We start from the raw sequence: 23084 nt of genomic DNA, 5'->3' as shown, positions 1-23084 counted from the left end.
CAAAGCCTCCAGGAGCCATTAGTTTCTTTGAAAGAGCATTTAACAAACGCTCTGTAGCACCTGCATAAAACGATCCCTGACTTTATTGATTGCTGAAGTGTTACGGGTAATAGCCATAATATCCAGCTTGTAATATTTATTGCTTTGATCGATGGCTTTCAGTTGTCCGGAATCCAGATAGGTTCTGGCATAGTGCTCAGGCAGAAAGCCAATGAACTTTGATGAGAGAATCAGGGACAGCCGGGATTCATAACTGTAAGCAGTTGCTTTCTGATTCATCCTGGCCAGGTGTATATTGATATTGTCGTGAGCCTTGAATCCCGCATGAACAGCAGGAGTCGTATTTATCAGTTCGTCTGTCAGTTCATTGCTATCCAGAGAAAACAATGCATTACCTTCGGAGCAGTAAAGATAACAAATATCGGTATACAAGCGTTTATAGTTCATACCATCCAGACTGCGATGATAGGGTATAAAGCCGACATCAGCCTCTTCATTCATCACCATGCGTTCGATCTCGGTCATTCGGGCTACTTCAGCGGTTATGTGAACCTCACTGGCGTGCTGCGAGAAGCGCTCAATAGCTCGGGGTATGGCTGCGCGGTTATCCAGACTGATGGCATCACTGAATACCAGGTTCAGCTTGCCGGTCATACTGGTATCCAGACTATTTATAGTACTCCGAAAGTCTTCCAGTTCTCCCAGTAATTTAATGGTGGCGTCGTAAACCACGGCTCCCTCATTGGTCATAGAAAAACCGGCCCGACCTCGGCGACAAAGAGAGAGATTAAGGCGTGACTCCAGATTGGAAATATGAATGCTGATGGTGGAACGGCTGATATTGAGTTCTGTCTCTGCAGCGGAAAAACCACCGCAGTCTACAACAGTCTTAAAAATTTTCAGCTGTTTGATCTCGTAATCACCGATCTGCCCCATCGGAATAGAGATTCTTGTCATTGTTTTACATCCAAAAAACTAAAAATTTATGTGAAATCACATACGGTAAGGTTTGATCATTATAAAACTTTACATGGACAGAGCGGCATTTATCAGAAAGGCCTGAGTTGTAATGATCCTTAGAAACCATGACGTAGATCAATTTCTCTGTTCAGGTTCAAAGAACTTAACAACTGTAGCAGCGAAAAATTTCTGGTTGCCCCCACAGCCTGACCTTATAATACAACAGGCGACGTATAATAATAATATTGGAGTAAGATTATGTTTTCATCTCCCGTCAAGATGAAGAAAGTGCTGAAAAAAGCCATTACCGGATGCACTCTGGTAGCTTCAGCCTTCATGGCGATGGTTCCTAATGCGTTTTCTGCTGAACATAACTGGCGTTTTGCCAACCTCTACTCGAGAGGAACTGCTTACGGTGAGGTTTATCAAAACTTTGCCAACAATATCGAAACCATGTCGGGTGGCCGCATCAAGGTTCAGATGATGTATGCCGGTGAAGGAGTGGGGCAGACAGGTATTCTCGGAGCTGTGAAATCTGGTCTGATAACCATGGGGGCTCCTTTTCAGGCCATGCACGCCGGTGAATTTCCACCAGGTGTCGTAGAGGTGGGCTTGCCAGGCACTACTGATGATGTTGGTGAGCTTAGTGCCCTGTTCCATGAGAAAGGCTGGAACAAGATACTGACAGAAGCCTACGGCAAACAAAATATGGTCTGGCTGGAACCTTACATTCAACTGCCAGTTTATATACTGACCAAAAAGCCCATCAATTCAATCGAAGACTTCAAGGGCATGAAGATCCGTGCGCCGGGTGCGTATGGCAAATTCCTCCGAAACCTCGGGGCTTCCCCGGCTTCATTATCCTGGAGTGAAATTTATACCAGTCTGGCCACTGGTGTAATCGACGGTTCTATAGGCAGCAACCTGATTGACCACCGTGACGGCAACCATGCAGAAGTGGCTAAGTATATGTACCCCCTGCCTGTTGCCGGTGCCCAGACACTGCCTATTGTGGTTAACAAGAACGCCTGGAATAAACTGTCTCCGGAACTGCAGGCCATTGTTCGAACTGCCAGTGCTGCCCACGCTCGCGAGCAGATGACAAAATCTCGCCTCTGGGAGTCTCAGGCAGTTGCTGATATGGAGAAAAAGGGTATGAAGTGGAGTCCTGAACCAAGCAAAGAAGACGTTGCTGCCTGGAATGCGGCCGCTGAATCTCTTTGGTCTGAATATGCTAATGCTGACAAGTACAGCAAGGAGCTGGTGCAGATACTTCAGAACTAACTGCAAAGACCCCTACAGGTGGCTGGCCAGGTACCCTCTGACCAGTTACCTGTTGTTCTAAACCGATCAGTGTCGTGTGAAAAGAGAGTGTGAATCATACGGCTTTGGTTTTAGGCAACCGGGAGCCAAAAGGACAACAGTGAATTGGCTGATTGGGCTCTCCAGATAATCAGGACAAGCAGTTATGTTCAAGACGCTGATCCAGGCCTGCTGTATACCTATCAATCGGCTGGTGTATTGCACAGGTCTGTCCGCTTCTTTGTTAATGCCACTGCTGGCGTTAACGGTCGCATTCGAAGTCTTTTCCCGGTATGTGCTTAACAATCCAACCATCTGGGCTTATGACGTTTCCCTGTTTTTATTTGGTTATGTAGCTGCGTTAACAGGAGCGCTGGCTCAGCAGAAACGCTCTCATATTATTGTCGATGTACTCTATTTGACCGTTCCAGATCGTATAAAAGCATTGTTTAATCTCCTGACTTTTTCACTGGCGATATTTTTCCTTGTCATTGTTATGTACATGAGCCTCGGTAAATTCCAGGAAGCAGTGGAGTTCAATTACCGTCGCCAGTCTGAATGGGCACCTTCCATGGCCCACTTCTGGGTAATGATGATGGTGGCCAGTGGCATGTTCGTACTGCAATTTTTCAGCGATCTGCTGCAGAGCGGGTATTTCCTGGTGACAGGTCAGACACTATTGGACAATGAAGATTCAGGCGCCTCTACAGAGAATGAAGTAAAAGGAGAAGAGGCATGAGTATTGAAGTTCTGACTCTGCTGTTACTGGTCTGTATCCTGGTCAGTTTTGCCCTTGGAGCTCCGGTGGGACTGGCGTTGGGTGGCATTGCCATGGCTGTTGGCTATTTAACCTGGGGAGAAGGGATTTTTACCCTGATACCTACGACCATTGAGAGCAACTTCTTCAGCTTTATTCTGCTGGCTATTCCTCTTTACATCTATATGGGGCAGCTATTGACCCGTTCGGGTATCGGGGATGCCATGTTTAATGCCAGCCAGATGTTGATAGGCCGTATTCGCGGCTCACTGGCTATCAGTGTTATCGGTGTTTGCTCCATGATTGGTGCAATGGTGGGAATTATCGGTGCAGGCATCATGACATCGGGCAGTATTGCCCTGAAACCCATGCTGGATCGCGGTTATGACAAGCGGCTGGCTCTGGGTGTAATCATGGCCGGTGGGGGACTGGGCATTCTGATTCCTCCCAGTATTCCAATGATCATGTACTCTGCGACTACCCAGAATTCCGTGGGACGAATGTTTATTGCAGCTATCGTACCCGCCCTGATTTCAATCACCTTGCTGGTGGCTTATGTCATCATCAGCTGCAAGCTGAACCCTAAGAAAGCACCACTGGATACGGGTGATGAACGGCAAATGTCAGGTAAAGAAAAGCTGAGAACAGCTCGTGATGGTTTCTTTTCTCTGTTACTGATCGTGGCTGTACTGGGCTCTATTATCACGGGTATTGCGACACCTACCGAGTCAGGAGCAATAGGTGTAGTTGGCGCCATTTTGCTGGCTATTCTGTTTAAACGATTCAGGTTCAGGATGTTTCAATCAGCAGGTTTTGAAACAGCTTTGCTGGTCAGCGCTGCCATGTGGATTATTCTTGGCGCCTCGATCTTCAGTAATTTTCACATGCTCAGTGGTGTGCAGACCATGGTGGCGCAGTTTGCCCAGGATCTGGGTTTGCCACCTATTGGCGTCATCATTCTGATGCAGGTCATCATGCTACTGCTTGGCTTTATCATTGATGAGCTGATTATTGTATTGATGTGTGCGCCATTATTCACGCCGATTGTCGTCTCATTGGGCTATGATCCGATCTGGTTCGGTATTCTGATGATTCTCAATATTGAGATTGCTGTTCAGACACCACCATACGGTTTTGCACTCTTCTACTTGAAAGGTATAGCACCACCGGGAGTAACTATGATGGATATTTATAAATCCATTACTCCATTTATTCTGCTGAAGCTGCTGGTTCTGTTTATTTGTATGCTGTTTCCCGAAATAGTGCTCTGGCTGCCCGACAAAATTATGGGGGTAAGGGGTTAGATCTGCGATTTGGTCGCTACTTTCTAAAATAAGTCATATGACGTATTTGTAATCGTGCGATTCAGAGAATAAGGTGGGTATTTTAGATTCTCTTCAGGAAAAATAAGAATACCGTCTGGTATGTATTTACCAGACGGTATAGGTCAAAAATTAAACCTGATTTCCAACTTAGCTGTGTATCTGACAAGGCTGATAGATACACAATTAAGTTGGCAATTAGAGTATCTCGTAATCTCTTGATATTGCAGTAATTTAAACAATCGTTTGAATTTTGTTTTAACATTTAAGTTGGCAATTTGAGTTCTAACTCTACAATACAATATTGAATTTCTTAGTGTTTTCAATAAACTCTTTAAAAAAACAATGAGATAGAGCGTTTCTTAGACTTGGGATGGCTGTAGTGGTTAACCAATTCGAAAGTGGCAGAGTACCATCCATGAAACAGCAGTTCCTCCATCAACAAATGCACCTCATCAGTTTCAGGTGGGTGCTGGAAACAGTAGCCCACCCTTTGCAACTGAAGGGTAACTACATTGAAAAGTATCAAGAGAGCTATCCGGAGGCATCACGCTGCCCGGATCAAACAAAGATGTAAAAAGAACAATTATCATGACCTGAACAGCTGGTGCGACAGTGAACAGATAAAAGGCAGAATGGTTGGAAAAATTGCCAAGGCTCGTTGTATATGCTCCTGTGCTATGTGTGGGAATCCACGAAGATCCATCCTGAGCAGTGGGTCTGAACGCCTCTCAATCACAGAACGAAAAGCTAAATTTTTCACTGAGGAAATGACAAACGACAGTTTCTCGGTTTCAATAGCTCCATAAAAAAGAAGGTAGCCAGAGCAGCCAGAAAGAGATGGCTGCTCTCAATCAGCATAAAATAAATGTTTATATATTAAGCATAAAGACGAGTAGCGAAGGATGTTGCTGTGTATATTGTCAGCAAATACCATGATTATTATGATTCTGCGATTGCCTACGGCATAGATAAAACTATCGTTTACAAGCGTGAGTTTGAAAAGATTGAAAACACCTCGAATTTTTCTGTATCCCATCCCATACAAAGGCTGCTGGATAACTTCGAAAATGCCACGTCTCCCTGGGAGTTAGAAAGAGGTTGGAGGCATAATGACCCTGAATTGCGTTTTGCGTTAATTGGCTTTTGTGGAAAGTTGTATCCCTCCTATTGTTACCACTTACCTGCAGACCCCTTGATATCGAGGGTGAGGCCCAAGAGTGCTACTGCATGGAGTACCAAAAGCTTATTCGCACTGAAGCAAAGCATCTTTGACAGCGATAAACGCTTTACCAGAAAGGCTGCTGAAAAAGGCGATGCGGTCTTTGAGGGTGAGCGCCATAAGGGCTACTTTATTTCTCGTAGATTAACCCGAAAGCTAATGGAGCAAATGGAGCAGTCACAAGGCATTCCTGATGATGAACCATTCAGGCAATGGGGTGTACCTGTCTTTGCGTTGATAAAAGGACGGTTTGATGACTTTGTTTTATTCAAAAACCCTTCACTGATGCAACTGGGCTTTCAAACACGGGTAGATCCTTATACGGCTCATCAAAGTATTGCTCAGTATCTATCAGGCGTTCTTGGAGTGGGTGAAAAATCCACCATTACGGTAGACGACAGCAGCTTGCTCTTTGCCAAGGGATTTAATCAGAGAAGTTTTAAGAAAGAACCAACGAAACGCAAACACTGAGAACGAATAGCGTTATGTCCGCTTTTTATACATTAGGTCAGGTTGTAATCATTGGTGCAATTATTGCCATCACATACATTGTTGTTCCAGGGAGAAGCGAGCTGATTGTCGATTTGAAGACTTTACCTGATGAAAGGCAAGATGAGAGTAATATCGTATCTGCTCGCTATCTTGATAAATCATTAGGCCCTGCGTTAGCTGAAATACAGACAACAGACCGAATCTACTTGGTTAAGCGTGCTAACAATATCATCATAGGAGCCAAAAGCTGGACGGTTCAAAATAATGGTTTTTTAAAACGTTCAAGAACGCTTTTTTGTTGGGAAGGTTCTCCAAAATGCTACTTGCTGAAGTAACTTATTCCTTTCAAACTGTCTGAAAAGCGATCAGTAAAGTGGCTGTCACCGATTTTTACGCTAGACTCACAGTCCGCTGAAATAGCGGGCATTAATTTATACCTGATTGACTGATGCTGAAAATAAGAATCGTGAAAACTATCGAATATTATTACACCCAAGACATCTTCCTATGACTTTTTAATAAGTTGGAAGAAAAGATGTCTGTAAAGCATAAAGTAAAAGATCGAAATGAAAAGGGTCGCATTCGAAGAACGTATACGCGCTCAGAAAAAGCAGCTATCTACAGGAATGTACCTGCGTGGTGGGTAAAACTCTTCATGACTCGTCCTGAACGACGGGAAACTGCAAGGCTGTGTCGTAAGATTCTCAGAGACATAGATACTGAGAGTGCTATTTTTCCATTAGGCAACCGCAAACCCCATAAATACTACTGGTAAAAAAGATAAGAACATGACAGCTATTTGCTGTTGAATAGTTGTCATTCAATACTCTCACCATTTTCATCCAGTACCTTCCGAGCCATATTGCAAATTGCAGTGCTAATGACATTGGAAATCTTCTCTTCTTCAGTTAACTCCGGGTCACCATGATAAAGACTCAGCATCAGTTCTTTGAAGGGAGGGTTGAGCACCATGATCATGTTGGACGATTGATCATCATTTTTCTCGCAGGAGAGTATATATAAGTCACCTACTTCACCTGATTTCAGGTTGCGAGAGCTATTCTGTAAAAATTCCATACACAGTCTTTCGTTTTCAAATAAGTCATAGCCTGGAGGCAAAAACTGGTTCATTTCGGATGAAATGCTGCTGAGACATTCACAGAAGAACTCGGTATCTATCTGGTGCTGAGACTTTTTAATATCTGATTTTAGTGCAGATAAGTAATGGTCAGACTCTGACTTCTGCCCGACAGGGGGCTGTTTATTGATGAAAGTTTCAGCGAAGCAGAGCATTTCATCAAGATCTTCGACTCCGAAAGGGATCTTAGTTACGGAATCCTGAATTTTAAGGGATAATTCTCCGTTATTAATCGTAATAATGCTCATACTGCCTTCCTAAGAATAATTATTTTGTGCCAGTATAGCCTGATCTGAGTACCGTGCCCTCAAACATCAATGATTATATTCTCTCGGTGATTTGTCTTTTTTACCCAAGCCCATTTGCATTTTTTACCCACACCTATTTATATTTTTTACCCGATCTTCAAACTGATTTCCCAACGGAACTGTCATTCTCTTCTTGCTTTGACGTGGACAAAGTCTCTCCAGATGCTATTTTTATTTGTCGGTCAAAAAATGGATTAGGCTATGTTTAGGCCAGCAGCAACAGAGGGCTATTACAGCAAAAGCATCTTCTAGCTTTTTATTAAGTTGGAGATGTGAAATGGCTGTGAAAAATAAGGCCAAAGATCGTGATAGCAGAGGCAAAATAAAACGTAAGTACACTGGGCCAGAAAGTGGTTTTTGGCTGAGACAAACTCCTTCCTGGCATGTCACCTTGTTTATGACCCGCCCGGACAGAAGGTTGGCGAAAAGGCTCTGTGCAGATATTCAGCAGGGGCTGGACAGTGATGATATGACCTTTCCTTTGGGCAATCACAAGCCACACTATTACTATTGGTAGCCCTTGCCCGTCATGTATCAGCCGCTGTTGCCAGTGGCTGACTCTTGCAATAAGGTACGAAAATAAACAATGAAGACACTTCCTCTTTCTCGCTTTCGTAGAAATATGAACAGCATCAGCAAAAAACTGGCAGATGATCGTATTTCCAGATTGATTGTTACCCGGCGCGGCAAACCATGGATTGCTGCTCTAAGCCCTCAGTATTATGACGACCATGAAAACCAGATTAAGCAAAAAATAGAAGAGCTAAATCGCATACGTGGCAACGAAACAGAGGCACTTGATGACCAATGATCATCACTGAACGAAAACCTATAGAGCAAGATGTCGAGGTCGCAGTTGAGTGTGACCGTTGCGAAAAACGGTATGACAAAAATAAAGATCTCTGCGACTTTGAAGAAGTGCTACGTCTGGACTTTACGGCAGGTTACACCTCGGCATTTGGTGATGGCTACCGGATTCAGTGCGACCTTTGCTCAGATTGCTTGCACCAACTGATTTCCGGGTATTGCCGAAAAAGCGAATATTGAAGGTCATCTAACCTAAGCGATGTCGGGCCTCTTCCTTCTGGTCTGACAACCGCCAAACGTACCAGTAAAGCCCTCCCAGCATAGCAATTGTCAGCATTAATCCACTCATCCATAACCAGATCAGATGATTGTCATAGTAGTGCCATACAGCTATGAAGGCTAAAGCTATGGCGACAGGCAAGCAGACCAGGATTGCGAAACGCATCATCTTCTCCCAACGGTATTATCGCTTTTACGGCTTTAATCTGAAAACCAGTGCTTGATCGATTGAAGCATTACATCCATACAGGTCTGGTTTACAGATCAATCAACAACTGACCACTAAAATCAGCATTTTCATCGTTATACCCACGAGGATTGCACACCACCCGACAACCCTCAATGGTGTAATCGTTACTGGTATGCACATGCCCATGTAGCCATATGTCTGGTTGGTGTTGGCTAATGAAACCCTCGAGATCAGAGGCAAACCCAGTAGACAGGGTATCGCATTCATACTGTTCAGGAATCGATTTTATGGACGGTGCATGATGAGTGACAACAACATTTTTTGAAGTAGTTGAGTGCAGTAGCTGCTGCTCAAGCCAACTAATCGACTGCCTGTGAAATGCCAGAGTATCTTCTGGTGTTAACCGTGAATAGTTGGGCAGGGTACGGATTTTGTTGTAGTCGTTAAGCCTTGTCTTGCAGGTATATGCCGCCAGTGACGGGTTACCGAATAACTTAAAATCTGTCCAGAGGGTGCAGCCAAAGAAGCTGACACCGTCAATCACCACTTTATCGTTGTCGAGAAAGTGAACGTGGCTGCCGGAAAGCAATTCACGGATCTTTTGTTGAAGTTTGCCGCAAGTATTGCCATAAAACTCATGGTTACCAGCAACGTATAAAACAGGGGTGCGAGTTGGTAGTTGCAACAGCCATTTCGCACCTTTTACCCCAGTGGCAAGATCTCCGGCAAACACCACCACATCAGCACCCGAACAGTCAGGCGTAAAGTCACTGAACTCAAGGTGTATATCTGAAAAAAGCTGTATCTTCATAGGCCTCTCAGCGTTTTTCGTTCAGCTGATCTATCTTCTCTTTGATGCTGCGTTGTCGATTCCTCTCGTTAATATAATATTCCATGCGATTTTTAATTTGTTGATCTCTTGGGGTGTCTGCTTTGCCAAAGGTCAGCAAACCTGCCAGACTGCTTGGGTTTATTTTATAATCCTCAATTCGTTCGTCTACCTCTTTTTCAGTCAGTTTCAGTAGCGCTTCATCGTCGAAATCAATCAGATCAAAACGGGCATTGGTGAACTGTCGGATGTGCTCCCAGATTGCCAGTGGGATACGAACCATTACTTCATTATTGCTGGCCTCAAATTCCGCTTTCTCCAATGACAGATAGACATGGTAATCGTCAAACACTTCTTCATAGAGATGAAAATCATCACCATAAGCAAGACTACACTTTGTAGACATATTGCTACCCCTTTCAATAACTTTTATTCACGTTTGCCTGCTTCCAGAATAGGGATGTTTGCTTCTGTGGGAATATACACGGTGGTTTTGCCCGTTTCATTTTGAGCCACCTCTGTGATCCAGAGATAGCGCAGGTATGATTCATTTTCCCTCAGGCTTTCCCCAATAATTCGGTTGGCTTCTGCCACGCCTTTTGCACGCTCAACTTCAGCAGCGGCCAAAAGTGATGCAGCTTCTTTTTTGGCTTCAGCTTCCTGAATGGCAATTTGCCGGTTTTGTTCAGCCCGCTTGAGCTCTGCCTGACCTGCCAACCCTTGCTGCCAGACCCGGTAAGAAGGACAGCCAGCCATACTGGCAAGAATCAACACAATAAACCCCACGGAAAAATCACGCAGAACCACACCCCATTTGGTTTCATGTTCTTTTTCATCCCAGTATTTGCTCATGCTGCTCTCCAGAACTTAAGGCTTTATCCTGAGAGCGGTCTCAACAGAGTCAGACTCTCTCATTTAAAATGGGAAAAACAGTCTAGACTAAGTTTTCTGTGGCTCGCGGAAAATTTATTGGCAGCAATGAAAAGAAAAAATACACCAGAACTCTCTCGGTAGAGAAACCATGAGTGAACATTTGCTCAGTCAAAAAATGGAAGCTGTTCGTCTATTTTCCAATGGCTCCATCTCACTGGATTATGCTGCCAGACTGGCTCAGTGCAGCCTTGAAAGTTTTATTCTGGCTGCGGGGTCTCTTGGTGCCACTATTGTCGATTATCCACCGAATGAACTGACTGAGGAGCTGAACCTACTTGAGTCTTAAATTTACTGAGAATCAGAGATCATCAGCAAATGCTGATACTTTTGATGTTGATGAAGACAGCCTGAGCTATGAGGAAGCTTTTTTCCTGAGCCTGATTGATGCAGATATTCAGCAAAATCCTGAGCAATTAAAACCAATTCCCCAGGATCTTCTTGAATGCATAAATGATTTGGTTAAAGGTGTTGAAGTCGATCTTGACTCGCCTTTACCACTGGATGATCCCATCGAATAAGCCAAACTCACCAAAAGGGAATAGTGCCTGAATGACAGATAAAAGAAGCAAGAAAAATTGGTCACGCATCAAACACGTTGATACCACGTTCGTGAGATGAACTCCCCGATAACCTTATCATGCAGTTCGTCTGATCGAGAGAAACAGATCGTTCTACGTGTTAACCGCTTCAGCCGAGTGCGAAGCGTTAGGTTTGTTCTCTCGATGCTCTGGGTCAGCTTCTTACTGATAACATGGCTATCTTCCGGCAGTTCTGATCCGTAGGGCTTCCAGTCATCTGTGCAGTAAAATTTGAACTTGTAAGGTTTGACCAGCTTTATCAGTTTCTTCAAGGTCTTTTTCGTTCTTCGACCAAAAACATGAGCGATCACCCTCTGGTAGCGAGGTTCCCACGCATAGAATAGCCAACGCTGATTCTTTTTATTGCCGACATAAGACCATTGCTCATCCATCTGGCAGATGAGCACCAGCTCTTCATTGTCGAAGGGGAGTGATGTCACCTGTCGCGGGACGAGTTTTTTAAGTGGCTGATGACCGTCGTTGGACTGATGCCCAGAACGCGTCCCGTATCTCTGACACCGGAACCATTCATGGCCATATCCACTATGCGCTCGTGAGCACCGGGCTTGTTGGCGTTGTAGACAAATTCAAGCTGGAAGCTTTGCCTGCAATTTCGACACAGATAGCGCTGTATGCCTGAGGGCGCTTTACCATTTTTCACGACACCATCTGTGGTATCACAGTGAGCACAAACGACTTTAATAATTGCCATAGGAAAATCGGCAGGATAACAGCAAGTATTGGTCGTTAGATATACGAGATCAACGCATTTGATTCATGACCCTTGTTTTTAGACTAATGTTATCTAGTCTTCTGAGAATTATTCTCGGCTTCATTGAAGAGTAGCTTTTTATGTTACAGCTGGTTGAAACCCAGCAAAGAAGCTGGGCTTGTTGCAAGCCCAGCCTTCATACGACACTTCAACAGTAAAATTGTCGCCTTTCTCATGGCAACCATTTTGAATGTCCAAAACGCATCTAAATTCAATCATTCTATTGTTTCAGGATGGTTGACAGGATTTAGTTAAACTATCGTCTTGAATGAATATCCATATTAGGAATGATCTATGTCTCAGATGTCTTCAATAGATAACCAAGTAACGTACAGCGACATTTCTGAAGTATTCTTATCAAACGTCAGTCATAGTCTGAGAACCCCGATTAATGTGATTCTTGGAAATTCACACTTGCTGAGAGCAACGCTTGATTGTAACGAAGAACAGGCAGCGGTTATTGACCAGATAAACCATAGTGCAATGGAACTTTTATCTCAGGTTAACGATCTGGTCGATATGAGTAGAATTGAAAGCAATAAAATGACTCTTTGCAGTCAGGTAGTGAACCTCAAAGAGGTCATTCAGGACGTTTGTTTTATGATAAGCGCAAAGTCAGACAAAAAAGGTCTGATATTTCGCTATCAACTACCGGAAGAGCTGGATCAGTCAGTAACTATTGACGACTTGAAAATACGACAGATTTTACTGGCTTTGTTGGACAATGCTGTAAAGTTCACAGAGCAAGGGTATGTGACACTGCAGGCGACCATGTCTGAGTCTCGCATAATGTTTTCTGTGACTGATACGGGGATTGGTATCGAAGATAGTGAGCTGCAGAGAATTTATGAGCCCTTCTATCAAACTAACTCGGCTCGTCATGGAGTCGGGCTCGGGTTGCCAATTTGTAAGAGGGTGGTTGAGTTGATGAATGGAACCATTACAGTGAAAAGTGGCAAAGATCAGGGGAGTGTCTTCACTGTGACGATTCCTGTGCCTGTAGGTCGTTCAGAGCAACTCTAGAGTGAATTTTTTCGGGCTCTTGTGTCGATATCTACTGGTGCAAGAGTTGCTGTGTTTTTCTTATCCAGAAATAACGGTAGTGGGTCACTCTTGCATTTCCCAGAGCTTACACCTGTTCTCTGAACGAGAATGAGAAGATTATTTCTTTTTGGTAACAAAATACGCGGCCTGTTAAGAAAACTTAACAGGCCGTAGAAAACAGACAGTTACTCTGAAGAATACTTCGGACACATCAGTTCGATGCCATTCTGAGTGAAACTCATAGTTTCAAAGGCTGTAGGAGCGGCACGCATACTCCATTGAATGTCCGAGCTAGGGTGCCTGACATTTCTGTTGAGTTAACATCAGCCGCCTCCGAGGCGGTTCACGAGTATATGCAAGATGCTGGCGTTGAGGTGATCTTATCAGCCGCCTCCGAGGCGGTTCACTCATGAGTATTGAACTGTTGTGGGGTTCGAATCTTATCAGCCGCCTCCGAGGCGGTTCACTTGGATCGAAAACCCGCACCCTTGGATTTAATCTTATCAGCCGCCTCCGAGGCGGTTCACCCTGATTGAAAGTCTCGGCTTTCTGCCCCACTCTTATCAGCCGCCTCCGAGGCGGTTCACCGAAAGCAAAAGCTCCCAGCACATTGATTTTAGTCAATTTATTACGATTTCAACAAAAATACCAAAAATTTGATTCCATCTGGCACTCCTACAAATATCCTTAGTCTTCAGTCGGTTAACGGTCCTGACTTAGCAACCCGAGAAAAAGGGTATTTTGCACAGGTACTAAAGGCACTGTCGAACCCCCTCTCGATAGCCCATACATTGAATACCAGCCATCAATGCGTCTTTCACTCGAACGACTACATATGTGTAGTGGTTTGCGTTTTCCGCTAGTGCTGAAGTTGCATATTCGAGGCACTGGTTCTGTGAGAGGCGAAGGGTTGTGACTGAATTTCTGCGAACCAATGTTAAATGTGCGGTTTGACGGTTTTGTCTTATTTTTTTCAGATCGCCTTTCTGGTCTTCTGTCACGCTTGTTTATTACTTCTTCGCAGTCATCTGGCACAGATAGAATTTCTGATACAGAGCAACTGTCATCTGACAAAGATCTGGGTAAAGTTGTACTAATCAGGGCTTCGAGTCGCCAGGGTTCAGAGGAAATACAGTGAACAACATTACCGAGAAATTTTCCTGGGTGTTTAATGGCGTAGTGAAGACGATAGTGAGGATCTTGAGCATATTCAGCTCTTTCATACAATTCGAGCTGACCATATATGGGATATGACAATCCGATCCATGAACGATATTTGGCATCAGAGAAAGGATCATCGAACCGTTCGGATTGATCATGTAAAGCCTGAATAATGGTTTGATGAAATGTTTGAAACTCATCGTGTGATTCTGGCTGTAATAGCTCAATAAAAAAACGTGGTGCCATGATTGCTTGAATCCAGCCTTACTTCAGTTCTATTTATCGCCAAAAACGCCGCCTCTAATAAGGCAGGTAGCGGTATAAAGCATTTCGCCGGGAATTTTTTCAGGGTCATCAATAGACCTCAATCTTAGAGTAAACTTAGACAGTTTTTCCAGATAGTTGAAGATACAGTTGCCTTTTTGATAGTCACGAAAGTGTTTATATTTATCATAATTAAAGCCGGAAGGGTTGTTATTGATATGGTCAAGGTTGTTACCTTCAGCATACCAAGTATCAAAAGTATAGAGTGCATACAGTATTTGTCGCTCATCAAACAGCGGAATATTCCGGCACCTTGTTTCTTTGTCTATCCCCTTCAAAAACAATCGGCCTTCTTTCTCTTTTGAATTACTGCTGTCCGTCTTTGGTTTGACCGCCATTAACTGACTGGGATAGATATTCATTTGATGGCCCGTATATATCTCAGCGGTTACTCGAAACCAGCGATCAATATTACATTGATATAACCTTGTCTCGATGAACTCTATACAGTCATTAACTGCCTGAGGGGAAGATGCTGTTACTTGCTCAAGGCTTATATTACCCTCCTGCCAATCAGGCAGAGTAAACTCATGCTTAAAATAGTTGGTTTCAAATATTAATTTTCTTTTTAATAAAAAAGTTTCGTTGTTTTTTCGGAGCCACAGCAGAGTAACAAGATTAGTAAACATTAAGCGAGCGATGACTTTCAAGCCACCCTTTTGCTGCATGCGATTTAGAAAGTTTTTTATTTTGGTCGCTATTCGCTTATCTGGCGTTTTCGGTTTGAAAGCGTTTCTATGGATGTAGCCTTCAAACCGGATGCGCAACGTGTCCCCGGGTTCATTTCTGATAAATTCCCCTTGATAAATATTGGGGGTATCCAGATTTTGGTCATTTCGGCCTTTGAGGGATTTAGCATCACTAGGAGGGCCCTTAACGTCACGGGGAGGCGGGATATGGAGTGTCCAGATTCTACCTGTTTCTGAGTCCTTGGAATCAGCAATGCCACAACCGAATACCAGTGATCGGTCTGCATGCAACTGGTTTGGTAAAGCCATCATACTCCTCGCAGATAGTAGGCGTGACACTCACTATATAGACCCTGCTACAACAAATTTCTTAGAAAATGGTTTCCAGAAGAACGGTTCACTAGTACAAACACTGCGAGCAACACTGCATGCAGAAAATAAACGACCTAGCCCTAATACTGGTTCAGCAAAGCTATGCCCAATAAACTGGCGAGTATTCTTCCGTCTTTCAGGCTGCCCAAGGGAGATAAAACCAACATTTAATGGCGTTAGCCAGCCATGCCCAGATTCCTTGCTATTTTGGATGAGCCTCAGCAGTGTATCCAGAGCATCTTCTTCTGGTAGCCTTTCTGAGCGGCAAAGTTCAATTCGATCGGCAATAAAATATCCGTCAAGGTGCTGGCATACGTCCTTAACTTCTTCTGCTCGCAGCAGGGTAATATTCGGTTCTCTACTGGAGTACATGACAGCACCGCCGCACAGTTTTAGAGAGTAAAGTTCATCTAAGTGCTTATTCTCTTCGATCCAGCTTCTAACTGTATTGACTTTCTCTTTATTCTTCACTGTGACTCGAACGAGTATGGAGGCATCAAACCAGCTGTCTCGCGCAGTAATGACTCTGACATCCTGATGTCTATCCATATCTTGTAGAGAGAAACCGGGATATTTCTTCTGACTGCCAGACATATGAAACGAACTAATGCACAAAGCGATTGATTCGAAGTGGAGGCCTGACCCCTGAAGAGCATGATTAACTAGATTTCGCCCCATTCCAACCAACCCGTACATCGATGGCAAACCCGTCAGATAAGGGCACGGCATAGCATTGGCACGATTAATCTGCATGTTTTTTATTAACAGATAAAGCTCAATGTTGTCTGAAGTAGCCGATAATGGCATTTCGGATAACCTCTTGCTGATGCTCTGTAAAAGGTAATCCATCTCTTGGAATTAGCGAATTTATATGACATACAACCAGAGGCATCAGTTCATCGATCACTACGTTGATGGCTTTTGCTGTGTTAACACCTTTTTCAATCAGATAATCTTGAGCTTCATTCTGGTCGATCACATGCTGGCATCGTTTAGGAATGCATCTGCCAACAGAAAGATAAAAATTCAGTTTTCGGTATGAGCTAAAAATTGATGCTGTTATTTTCTCAGCTTGATTTTCAAGTACCTGATTTTGTCTAAAACTTGTCCATCGCTTTTGCTCGCCAGTTTCTTCATCAACATAGGCCGTAGAAAATTTTGTGAAGAAGGTGGTGATGCGACTGAAAGAATATAGATGGCCAGTAGAACCTAACTGATTGACCAGCTTGCCAAACTCCCCCCTTCTTTCAATGGGAGGCACTGAACGGAGGACACGTAGCCAACCTCCGGAATCAGACACTAAATCGCCGTAAGTGTTTCTGTCATTGCCAGTGCCTGTCACCATCCATGTGCTCAGCCAGGAATGACATTCTTTCAGCCTGAGGTTGATCTCAGACATCATACCAGTATGAGTAACAGGGGAGAGCAGTAAGTTCGGTTCATTTTCATCAGTAAACGCAAAAATCTGCGGATCAGTTGCAGTGTCCGGAAACTCTTCTGCTGGCAGTGACAGGATACTTTCATACAACTTATCCACAACCGATTCTCTTTCTTTCTGTTTCTTCTTTGACGACTCATCTTGATGGCGTCGGGCAGACTCCTCCGCTTCATAAAGCAGCGCCATAAATTGTTCAGCCAGAGAGCTGCCTTGCTGAATTTCCTCCAGCATCGATGTTAGCCTACCTTGGTAAACAAACTCTCCCAGCAGGGCTTTTGACGCCTTGATACAAGCTGCATCCCTGGAGTAACCAAAACGCTTTTGTAATTTCACACTGCCAGAATGCACATACGGGTCGCTATCATCGTAAGGCAATATGCAGCGGATATTTCCCCTGAGAAAACTCAATGGGAATTTAATATTATGGGTATGCCAACCTTTGATAGTAGCCAGAAAGCGCTTGATCAGCTGATTCTTATTTTCTTCCAGATGCTCTTTCGCCTCTTCAAGATCGAGAGGGTCATCAACATTTTCACGTTTAGCTGAAAAGTTGATCAGTAGACAGGTGGCTTCTTTTCGCAGTTGCCGATGTCATAAGGAGGCCGGTTTGCGCTAACAAAGCGATATAATACGTCATCGGGTTTATAATCCTTATCCTGACAGTTTTTACTTTCTTCGATTAGGTCTGCCAGAGTGTCTATTGATCTGAACATAAGCAAAGTAGCCTCAACATCAGGCTTTCAACACAGGGACATGATAGAAGTTATCTCCCGATCGTTTTAGAATAAGGCACTGGTTATGCAAATTCTGATGTAAAATACAGTTTTTTATGCATCACCCTTTTCTCCAAACAATACTTTGCATGGCTCAACAAAAGAATCCCGAATTTCTTCCCATATGCCTGCTCCCAGGTCATTCCCATAATGATCTTGCTTTGCAAGAGTCAGGATTAACAGCTTTTTCAAAGCCAAATTTGCACGGACAGGATCGTGTAGTATATTGGTCAGATTCCTTTTAAGAACGAGGCAAATCAGATCTTCTCGTTTCTCCGTGGCGGTATAGCCCTTATTTTGTAAAAGCATCATTAAAGAGTCCGACAGCAGTTTTCCTGATGTAGACATTCCGAACTCAGTGGCACTATCATGCTCAGTCTCTATTGTATCGATAGCTTCATAGATAGGGGGGATTCCAGCCCATCTCATCACAAAAGCGGTTCGGGTTCGGCCTTTGCTGCATGGGTGTGAGGCATGCCAAAGATAAGGAGAAAACAGCAAAATATCCCCAGCGGACATACTTAGCGTTAAACTTTTGTCACCCCAGAAATCAGCTGGATCTTCAAAGCCTTTCGACAAAAAATCCTGCTGAGGTTCTGCACCACTAAGGTGGCTTGCGGGAATGATTTTTAAAGCACCATTGGACTCATCAACATCCTCCAGTGCAATCCATGAACTAATGTCATATGCTTGTGAAGCATTTTTTAACCAATACCCTGCATCTTGATGACCATGAGTAGCTTTTCCTGCCCAGTAGTGTTTACGTATTACAGAAGCTCTGACGATTTCAACCGACCGATCCAAAATGGATGATATAAGAGGCTGGATTTTTGGTTTAAGTTCTCTAACGAATTTCTGCACGATATCATTGGGTGAATCCCACCTGCATACAGCTCGGAGATAATCATCGACTGGAACTCTGATGGCTTTAGCCTGGAGCTCTAAAGTTCGATTCAAGCGGGAACAGAACTCTCCTTGTCTGGTATCAACTCCGCCTTTGATGATCAAATAACCATTTTTCTTATACTCAGACTTCCAGTCTTCACTGATGATCATAATGCTCCCCCCCTTGAATGCTCAAACATTATGCTGCCCAGCCTTCTGTGCTTTACAAGATACCAGAAGATAAAACCGGTAACCGCTGCATCTAAAACAATCCCCATTCCGAAAAGGACGGCGATAGAATCCAGCGTTGGAACAAAATAACCAAGGCTGTATAGAATATAAGCGCCACTATAATAAACACCGCTCACAACCAGTGATTGATAGAGCAATAAATCCGTTCTCCCTATCCCATAAAAGTAACTGTCCAGAATATTGTTGAAAGCAAACACTATGTAGAAAACAACCAACACAAAGGCCAGCTGCGCTACCTGTTTCGCCTGAGGCGCCCCCATAACTGATCGTATAAACCACTCCCAGGCGGGCATTGTCAGAACCCACCCCAAAGCGATGAGCGCAGTTAACTGACAATACCCTTTGAAACGAGAGCCAATTTCTCCGTTACAGCATGCAGCATCTTGTTTGATCAGATTACCCAGAGCCAAAACAGGCAATAGCAACCACCCCCAGATAAACTGATTAGTCACCCAATAAACACCGGCTTGTTGAACTTCATTAACCAGTTTCAGAATCATAAGCATAAAAGCCAGATTCCTGACCAATGATTCCAAGCCCGATTTAGCACTGATCTTCATCCAGTTCTTTACCCAGTTCAACTGGCCATATGCAGGAATTGCTCGGATGGAAATACCCGATCTCGACAGCCACATAATTGATGCCAGAACCAGCACGCCATTGACGACAATATTGGTCCACGCCACCCCATTCACGCCCAGCTGAAGAGACACTGGTAGTTGACTTACAAACAGGCTATCAAGAATAACAATAAGAACCGTCTTAAGAGCCAAGAGCAAATACATCAGTTGCTCACGCTTTTGTAATACTAGTACCACCATCGCAACTGCATAAACCGACGAAAGCAACAAGGCAAGACTTTCCAATCTGATATAGCTCACTGTAGCCGTGAGCTGCTCCCCTCCTTGCCCCATAAATAACACAATGGGTTCAGCAAAAAGCAGTATGTTTACAGAGAACAAAGCAAAGGTTGCTACAACAACCCTTAACGCCACGCTCAGTCGCTCTGAAAAAGCTTTTGGCTGGCTGATGACTTGCCCAAGTATGAAATACAGAGAGAATAGTAAGCCTTCAGAAATCACTTCGTAGATCAGATTTAACCAGGCTGCCTGAGCTGCAATGCTATACCCCCAAGTATCAGGAAGGGATCCCAAAAAATACACTCTTACTGTTGAGTAAATAACCGGGATAAAATTAGAAAGCAATAATACAAAGAAAAGTCGATAATCTATTTTTTGAAAAGAAAACATCAGTTTTTAATTCCATTCTTATATTTTATACAGCTGCTCTATTAGATATTTTGATTCTTCAATCAGCTAAATCTCGTTTACTTGAGTCTATCTAAAAGCCCTAACCAAAAAACAGTTACAGATCAAAAAAACTAAGGTCTTCAAGCACAGGAAATAAAAGCGATGTAACTTTCAAGGCATCAACAGCAAGTTTACGAGAGGGTGAGCGCAAAGGCTCACCCTCCTTATCCTGAAACAGTTATTTCTTGCCCTCTTGCTGGTACTAACTTGCTGAAAATAGAATGCAGCCATACTAAGTGTGGAGTATTGATGGGGTCAACAGGATCCGGTCTTCATTAAAGCTAATTAAAATGGTTAGAGCCAGAAGGTTTCAGATTTATCTTTAAAGTAAACCGTAACCGCCTTAAAAGGGTGGGATAATACTGGCCGCACCCGGGTCACTCTGTAAACAAGGGCTTTGCCCGGAGTTATCAATGAGGAATAGGTGACTTTCAAGCTGAGCTTTGGCAGCGGGTAAGTCCAGGGAAGTCCATCTGAAGACGACAGTGCCTCACCGGCAAACAGCCCAACGGCTCTTTGCCAGCTCCGGTATTCCGGACTAATGGCCATCCAGGCGAATTGCCTTACTGCAGCGGTGGTAACACGAAAAGAGTAAATCTTATCCAGTTTTACATAGAGGTGATCACCATCTGGTCGGATATGACGCATGATCAGAGACTGGGAAAGAGGTTCAAATATAAATTCAGCAAACCCCGGATCGGGGAACAGGGCTCTCAATGCTATGTCTGCCAGTAACACTTGCTTATTACGTACTTGTATACAGCGCTGCTCGTAATAGTTTCCCTTAAAACCAGCCAAATTGGCTTCCAGAAGTTTATGTGGAAGAGTGCCTGTCTTGGTTTTCCCGGGGGTTATATGAAAGCCGTACAGAGCTGGCGCATTTGTCTGGTTAACCAGAAAGGCGTTATTGAAATGGCTGCCAAGGGTGAAATAGGGAAGTTTGGATAAGGGCTGCGGTGACTCATGCAGCTTTTTTTTCTCATCGCAGAACAGACACCAGATATGTGGCTGATCGTTGACGCTGCAGAGGTTTCCGTAAGCTATCAGAGTAAGCTGAAGTCGGGACTGATCAGGTAGAAGATCAAGACGAAGGGGAGCCATCTTTCGGGAGCTGATGCGTCGTTTCATTGCTGATAAGTTCTTCCAGCAGAGCTTCATGAATCTCTGAAGCAGTATAACGAACAGCTGATTTTTGAAGGATATTATTTCGGGTTATTGGCTTACCCTGCTGGTAAAGCTGCCTTGCCGCCCAGCGGAATTTTCTGGTGATAAAATCACCCCGGTCACATGCTTTGGTCAGATAGGTCATGGTTTTTGGGATTTTGTCAGGAATTTTTGAAAAAATATTGTTCTCACCCATGATTTTGCTGATCAAGTAGGGGGTTATACGCTGAGGTTTGCCTGGCGCTTTCAGGAGTTCTGCAACAATGTTTTGGGCTTCTTTGAGGTAGTAGGAATCTCTTTTGTTCCAGTCTACCAAGGTTTTCTTTGGCGGTGTTTTGGCCTTTGGTTTGTGGCTGTCAAACCAATCCCGTTCGTAACGCAGCAGAAATTTAATAGAGCTGCTGATTTTCTTTCTAAGTTCTATATCCGTTGCATTTGGGTACTTCTGGCGATAGCTGAGATAGCGTTTTTTGTGCTGTTTGGCTCTTTTCTCCATAAACAGGCTTGGTTTCTTCTTTTTAACCTGAGAAAGCCATTTTGGGGATAGGCCAAGCTCTATCGCCTTTTTTTTGATAACAGGACGGGTTACAGACATCAGCTGTTCAAGCCTGTGTATTGAGTGGTCTTCGTTTACATATTCAATAAACTGCTTCTCCCAGGCATCACCGAAGCTCAGGACATTGCTTGTATAAAGTTTTTTGGCATCAACCCGACTGGTAAAGCGGAAGCCGCAGGGGCAATGGATTTCAGCATAAACCGGTCCGGACTTGTTGTATTTATAAGTTCTTTTGACTTTGGCGCTATTTTCGTCGGGGACTGTGCAGAACTTATTTGGACATGGATAGTTTTCCTGAACTTCAGATTTGCCTGGCGTGGTACTTAGTTTTATCCGCTTCTTGTTCAGGAAAAGCCTGAAGAGGATATGTTCCAAGGGATGAGACTGAAGACCGGCTCTGGTTCTTCGTGTCATGAACTTCAGCCAGCTGAACTCACTGTTAAAATCGGCAACCACTCCAAGGTGTTGTAAGAGTGGTTCCTCCCAGTAAGAAGAGAACGCATCTTCCAGCTTTGCCTGATTTATCACAGAACCTTTATTAAAGCCGAGCCTGATAAGGTTTGGCCGGTAATGGGCAGAAGTGATTGGGCGGTGAAATTTAGAGACCAGCTTATGGCTCTCTTGGGCGATTTTAATCAGTCTGGGATCGGTGATTACTTTTTTCTGTAACACATTAGGTTTGGCACTTGTTGCAGCACTAATATAGAGGGGGCTTTTCAGGTGCTGTTTATCTACCAAAGAATTTAACGTAGGGCTGTGGTGATGCGGGCAGACTAATACCCCGGGTAATTGGTGAACTCTGTGCCAGTAAGGTTCATCGTAGTCTTTAATGTCCTGCTCAAGGCAGTTTTCGCAATATCGAAGATAGCGGAATTCTTTTACCTTTGAGCCAAGCGTTCCCAGAATTCCCTGCACATCAGAATTTAGATTTTCTGACATTCTTTCTGAAGCTACCTGTATGCGTTTTTTTGGTAAAGATGATGAATGGTAGGGCAGTGATGTGTGGTGGAGAATGATATCTTCAAGCTTGTAAGACATTAATGGTTGTAGCTGATTGCAGAAAGTCTGGAGTCCTGTCGGAAGGCCGTAAACGGCACAGCCTGTACTTGAGTTATAGATACTTTCAAGCGTACTTGATGCAAAATAATTTGCCGATCGCTCATGATAACGAGCGATCCAGCTATAAAATGTTTCATCAGGATATGGTCGTGGGAATTTTAGTATCAT

General features: G+C 43.9%; 26 protein-coding genes. 12 read left to right on the top strand and 14 right to left on the bottom strand.

Translation table 11 applies throughout. The annotated features are described in order from the left end of the window. Window positions 1–39: 39 nt before the first annotated feature. Window positions 40–957, bottom strand: a complete 918-nt coding sequence (locus tag V5J35_RS04570) for a LysR family transcriptional regulator (RefSeq protein WP_354010121.1) — start codon at window positions 955–957, stop codon at window positions 40–42. A 261-nt stretch (window positions 958–1218) separates the two neighbouring features. Between V5J35_RS04570 and V5J35_RS04565 the strand changes: the two genes are divergently transcribed. The 6 genes from V5J35_RS04565 to V5J35_RS04540 all read left to right on the top strand — a co-directional run bounded on the left by V5J35_RS04565 (window position 1219) and on the right by V5J35_RS04540 (window position 6390). Next, window positions 1219–2244: a TRAP transporter substrate-binding protein gene (locus tag V5J35_RS04565; protein ID WP_354010120.1), complete on the top strand. Its 1026-nt coding sequence runs from the start codon at window positions 1219–1221 to the stop codon at window positions 2242–2244. Window positions 2245–2428: 184 nt separating this feature from the next. Continuing rightward, window positions 2429–3001: a TRAP transporter small permease subunit gene (locus V5J35_RS04560; RefSeq protein ID WP_354010119.1), complete on the top strand. Its 573-nt coding sequence runs from the start codon at window positions 2429–2431 to the stop codon at window positions 2999–3001. Then, complete coding sequence (locus V5J35_RS04555; protein WP_354010118.1) at window positions 2998–4323, top strand: TRAP transporter large permease; 1326 nt, start codon at window positions 2998–3000, stop codon at window positions 4321–4323. The genes V5J35_RS04560 and V5J35_RS04555 overlap by 4 nt, the downstream gene beginning before the upstream one ends. A 436-nt stretch (window positions 4324–4759) precedes the next feature. Further along, window positions 4760–4918 carry a hypothetical protein gene (locus V5J35_RS04550; RefSeq protein ID WP_354016275.1) on the top strand — a complete coding sequence of 53 codons (159 nt, stop codon included), beginning with the start codon at window positions 4760–4762 and terminating at the stop codon, window positions 4916–4918. 336 nt (window positions 4919–5254) lie between these two features. Beyond that, window positions 5255–6034: a hypothetical protein gene (locus tag V5J35_RS04545; RefSeq protein WP_354010117.1), complete on the top strand. Its 780-nt coding sequence runs from the start codon at window positions 5255–5257 to the stop codon at window positions 6032–6034. Window positions 6035–6048: 14 nt separating this feature from the next. Then, window positions 6049–6390 carry a hypothetical protein gene (locus tag V5J35_RS04540; RefSeq protein ID WP_354010116.1) on the top strand — a complete coding sequence of 114 codons (342 nt, stop codon included), beginning with the start codon at window positions 6049–6051 and terminating at the stop codon, window positions 6388–6390. A 481-nt stretch (window positions 6391–6871) separates the two neighbouring features. Here V5J35_RS04540 and V5J35_RS04535 read toward each other — a convergent pair whose 3' ends face one another. Continuing rightward, window positions 6872–7441, bottom strand: coding sequence for a hypothetical protein (locus V5J35_RS04535; protein ID WP_354010115.1), 570 nt, complete (start codon window positions 7439–7441; stop codon window positions 6872–6874). A gap of 235 nt (window positions 7442–7676) precedes the next feature. Here V5J35_RS04535 and V5J35_RS04530 point away from each other — a divergent pair, with 235 nt between their 5' ends. From V5J35_RS04530 to V5J35_RS04520, 3 genes are all read left to right on the top strand, one after another. Then, window positions 7677–8018: a hypothetical protein gene (locus V5J35_RS04530; RefSeq protein ID WP_354010114.1), complete on the top strand. Its 342-nt coding sequence runs from the start codon at window positions 7677–7679 to the stop codon at window positions 8016–8018. Window positions 8019–8087: 69 nt separating this feature from the next. Next, complete coding sequence (locus V5J35_RS04525; RefSeq protein WP_354010113.1) at window positions 8088–8312, top strand: hypothetical protein; 225 nt, start codon at window positions 8088–8090, stop codon at window positions 8310–8312. After that, window positions 8309–8548: a hypothetical protein gene (locus tag V5J35_RS04520; protein WP_354010112.1), complete on the top strand. Its 240-nt coding sequence runs from the start codon at window positions 8309–8311 to the stop codon at window positions 8546–8548. Before V5J35_RS04525 ends, V5J35_RS04520 begins: the two co-directional genes overlap by 4 nt. Window positions 8549–8844: 296 nt before the next feature. Here V5J35_RS04520 and V5J35_RS04515 read toward each other — a convergent pair whose 3' ends face one another. Genes V5J35_RS04515 through V5J35_RS04505 form a run of 3 tightly spaced genes read right to left on the bottom strand, consistent with a single transcriptional unit; the run spans window position 8845 to window position 10458 of the window. Beyond that, a complete protein-coding gene (locus tag V5J35_RS04515) occupies window positions 8845–9588 on the bottom strand; it encodes a metallophosphoesterase (protein WP_354010111.1) in 744 nt (247 codons plus the stop codon). Window positions 9589–9595: 7 nt separating this feature from the next. Then, on the bottom strand, window positions 9596–10012 hold the full coding sequence (locus V5J35_RS04510) for a hypothetical protein (RefSeq protein WP_354010110.1): 417 nt from the start codon (window positions 10010–10012) through the stop codon (window positions 9596–9598). Between the two features lie 23 nt (window positions 10013–10035). Further along, the gene (locus tag V5J35_RS04505; protein WP_354010109.1) at window positions 10036–10458 is read right to left on the bottom strand and encodes an SPFH domain-containing protein; all 423 of its coding nucleotides are present in this window, start codon (window positions 10456–10458) and stop codon (window positions 10036–10038) included. A 169-nt stretch (window positions 10459–10627) separates the two neighbouring features. Here V5J35_RS04505 and V5J35_RS04500 point away from each other — a divergent pair, with 169 nt between their 5' ends. Both V5J35_RS04500 and V5J35_RS04495 read left to right on the top strand, forming a co-directional pair. After that, entirely contained in the window at window positions 10628–10825 is a 198-nt protein-coding gene (locus V5J35_RS04500) for a UPF0175 family protein (protein ID WP_354016274.1), read from the top strand. Further along, window positions 10815–11057 carry a type II toxin-antitoxin system PrlF family antitoxin gene (locus V5J35_RS04495; RefSeq protein WP_354010107.1) on the top strand — a complete coding sequence of 81 codons (243 nt, stop codon included), beginning with the start codon at window positions 10815–10817 and terminating at the stop codon, window positions 11055–11057. Before V5J35_RS04500 ends, V5J35_RS04495 begins: the two co-directional genes overlap by 11 nt. Before the next feature lie 68 nt (window positions 11058–11125). On the opposite strand, the gene V5J35_RS04490 is transcribed toward V5J35_RS04495, so the two are convergent. Beyond that, window positions 11126–11829 (bottom strand): IS1 family transposase gene (locus tag V5J35_RS04490; protein WP_354007591.1). Its coding sequence is split into 2 segments (ribosomal slippage): window positions 11126–11586 and window positions 11586–11829, totalling 705 coding nucleotides; the frame shifts between segments, so codons are not numbered across the junction. A 354-nt stretch (window positions 11830–12183) separates the two neighbouring features. On the opposite strand from V5J35_RS04490, the gene V5J35_RS04485 reads away from it, so the two are divergent. After that, entirely contained in the window at window positions 12184–12912 is a 729-nt protein-coding gene (locus V5J35_RS04485) for a sensor histidine kinase (RefSeq protein WP_354010106.1), read from the top strand. 723 nt (window positions 12913–13635) lie between these two features. Here the strand turns inward: V5J35_RS04485 and cas6f are convergent. The 8 genes from cas6f to V5J35_RS04445 form a co-directional block, all read right to left on the bottom strand. Continuing rightward, entirely contained in the window at window positions 13636–14340 is a 705-nt protein-coding gene (gene cas6f, locus V5J35_RS04480; protein WP_354010105.1) for a type I-F CRISPR-associated endoribonuclease Cas6/Csy4, read from the bottom strand. A 29-nt stretch (window positions 14341–14369) separates the two neighbouring features. Further along, entirely contained in the window at window positions 14370–15419 is a 1050-nt protein-coding gene (locus V5J35_RS04475; protein WP_354010104.1) for a type I-F CRISPR-associated protein Cas7f/Csy3, read from the bottom strand. 30 nt (window positions 15420–15449) lie between these two features. Continuing rightward, the gene (locus tag V5J35_RS04470; protein ID WP_354010103.1) at window positions 15450–16286 is read right to left on the bottom strand and encodes a type I-F CRISPR-associated protein Csy2; all 837 of its coding nucleotides are present in this window, start codon (window positions 16284–16286) and stop codon (window positions 15450–15452) included. After that, window positions 16255–17250: a hypothetical protein gene (locus V5J35_RS04465; RefSeq protein WP_354010102.1), complete on the bottom strand. Its 996-nt coding sequence runs from the start codon at window positions 17248–17250 to the stop codon at window positions 16255–16257. The genes V5J35_RS04470 and V5J35_RS04465 overlap by 32 nt, the downstream gene beginning before the upstream one ends. Window positions 17251–17744: 494 nt before the next feature. After that, window positions 17745–18746: a phytanoyl-CoA dioxygenase family protein gene (locus V5J35_RS04460; RefSeq protein ID WP_354010101.1), complete on the bottom strand. Its 1002-nt coding sequence runs from the start codon at window positions 18744–18746 to the stop codon at window positions 17745–17747. Further along, window positions 18743–20077, bottom strand: a complete 1335-nt coding sequence (locus V5J35_RS04455; RefSeq protein ID WP_354016273.1) for an MATE family Na+-driven efflux transporter — start codon at window positions 20075–20077, stop codon at window positions 18743–18745. Before V5J35_RS04455 ends, V5J35_RS04460 begins: the two co-directional genes overlap by 4 nt. A gap of 354 nt (window positions 20078–20431) precedes the next feature. Next, window positions 20432–20935, bottom strand: coding sequence for a hypothetical protein (locus tag V5J35_RS04450; protein WP_354010098.1), 504 nt, complete (start codon window positions 20933–20935; stop codon window positions 20432–20434). Window positions 20936–21218: 283 nt separating this feature from the next. Then, on the bottom strand, window positions 21219–23084 hold the full coding sequence (locus tag V5J35_RS04445; protein ID WP_354010097.1) for a TnsD family Tn7-like transposition protein: 1866 nt from the start codon (window positions 23082–23084) through the stop codon (window positions 21219–21221).

Source organism: Endozoicomonas sp. NE40, from assembly GCF_040549045.1.
Classification (GTDB): Bacteria; Pseudomonadota; Gammaproteobacteria; order Pseudomonadales; family Endozoicomonadaceae; genus Endozoicomonas_A; species Endozoicomonas_A lisbonensis.
The sequence above is the reverse complement of the archived record's forward strand: the minus strand, read 5'-3'. Positions and strand labels throughout refer to the sequence as shown.

Coding starts and splice junctions, on each gene's coding strand:
- V5J35_RS04570 (WP_354010121.1), bottom strand. CDS start 957: ATGACAAGAATCTCTATTCCGATGGGGCAGATCGGTGATTACGAGATC.
- V5J35_RS04565 (WP_354010120.1), top strand. CDS start 1,219: ATGTTTTCATCTCCCGTCAAGATGAAGAAAGTGCTGAAAAAAGCCATT.
- V5J35_RS04560 (WP_354010119.1), top strand. CDS start 2,429: ATGTTCAAGACGCTGATCCAGGCCTGCTGTATACCTATCAATCGGCTG.
- V5J35_RS04555 (WP_354010118.1), top strand. CDS start 2,998: ATGAGTATTGAAGTTCTGACTCTGCTGTTACTGGTCTGTATCCTGGTC.
- V5J35_RS04550 (WP_354016275.1), top strand. CDS start 4,760: ATGAAACAGCAGTTCCTCCATCAACAAATGCACCTCATCAGTTTCAGG.
- V5J35_RS04540 (WP_354010116.1), top strand. CDS start 6,049: ATGTCCGCTTTTTATACATTAGGTCAGGTTGTAATCATTGGTGCAATT.
- V5J35_RS04535 (WP_354010115.1), bottom strand. CDS start 7,441: ATGAGCATTATTACGATTAATAACGGAGAATTATCCCTTAAAATTCAG.
- V5J35_RS04525 (WP_354010113.1), top strand. CDS start 8,088: ATGAAGACACTTCCTCTTTCTCGCTTTCGTAGAAATATGAACAGCATC.
- V5J35_RS04520 (WP_354010112.1), top strand. CDS start 8,309: ATGATCATCACTGAACGAAAACCTATAGAGCAAGATGTCGAGGTCGCA.
- V5J35_RS04515 (WP_354010111.1), bottom strand. CDS start 9,588: ATGAAGATACAGCTTTTTTCAGATATACACCTTGAGTTCAGTGACTTT.
- V5J35_RS04510 (WP_354010110.1), bottom strand. CDS start 10,012: ATGTCTACAAAGTGTAGTCTTGCTTATGGTGATGATTTTCATCTCTAT.
- V5J35_RS04505 (WP_354010109.1), bottom strand. CDS start 10,458: ATGAGCAAATACTGGGATGAAAAAGAACATGAAACCAAATGGGGTGTG.
- V5J35_RS04500 (WP_354016274.1), top strand. CDS start 10,628: ATGAGTGAACATTTGCTCAGTCAAAAAATGGAAGCTGTTCGTCTATTT.
- V5J35_RS04485 (WP_354010106.1), top strand. CDS start 12,184: ATGTCTCAGATGTCTTCAATAGATAACCAAGTAACGTACAGCGACATT.
- cas6f (WP_354010105.1), bottom strand. CDS start 14,340: ATGGCACCACGTTTTTTTATTGAGCTATTACAGCCAGAATCACACGAT.
- V5J35_RS04475 (WP_354010104.1), bottom strand. CDS start 15,419: ATGATGGCTTTACCAAACCAGTTGCATGCAGACCGATCACTGGTATTC.
- V5J35_RS04470 (WP_354010103.1), bottom strand. CDS start 16,286: ATGCCATTATCGGCTACTTCAGACAACATTGAGCTTTATCTGTTAATA.
- V5J35_RS04460 (WP_354010101.1), bottom strand. CDS start 18,746: ATGATCATCAGTGAAGACTGGAAGTCTGAGTATAAGAAAAATGGTTAT.
- V5J35_RS04455 (WP_354016273.1), bottom strand. CDS start 20,077: ATGTTTTCTTTTCAAAAAATAGATTATCGACTTTTCTTTGTATTATTG.
- V5J35_RS04445 (WP_354010097.1), bottom strand. CDS start 23,084: ATGATACTAAAATTCCCACGACCATATCCTGATGAAACATTTTATAGC.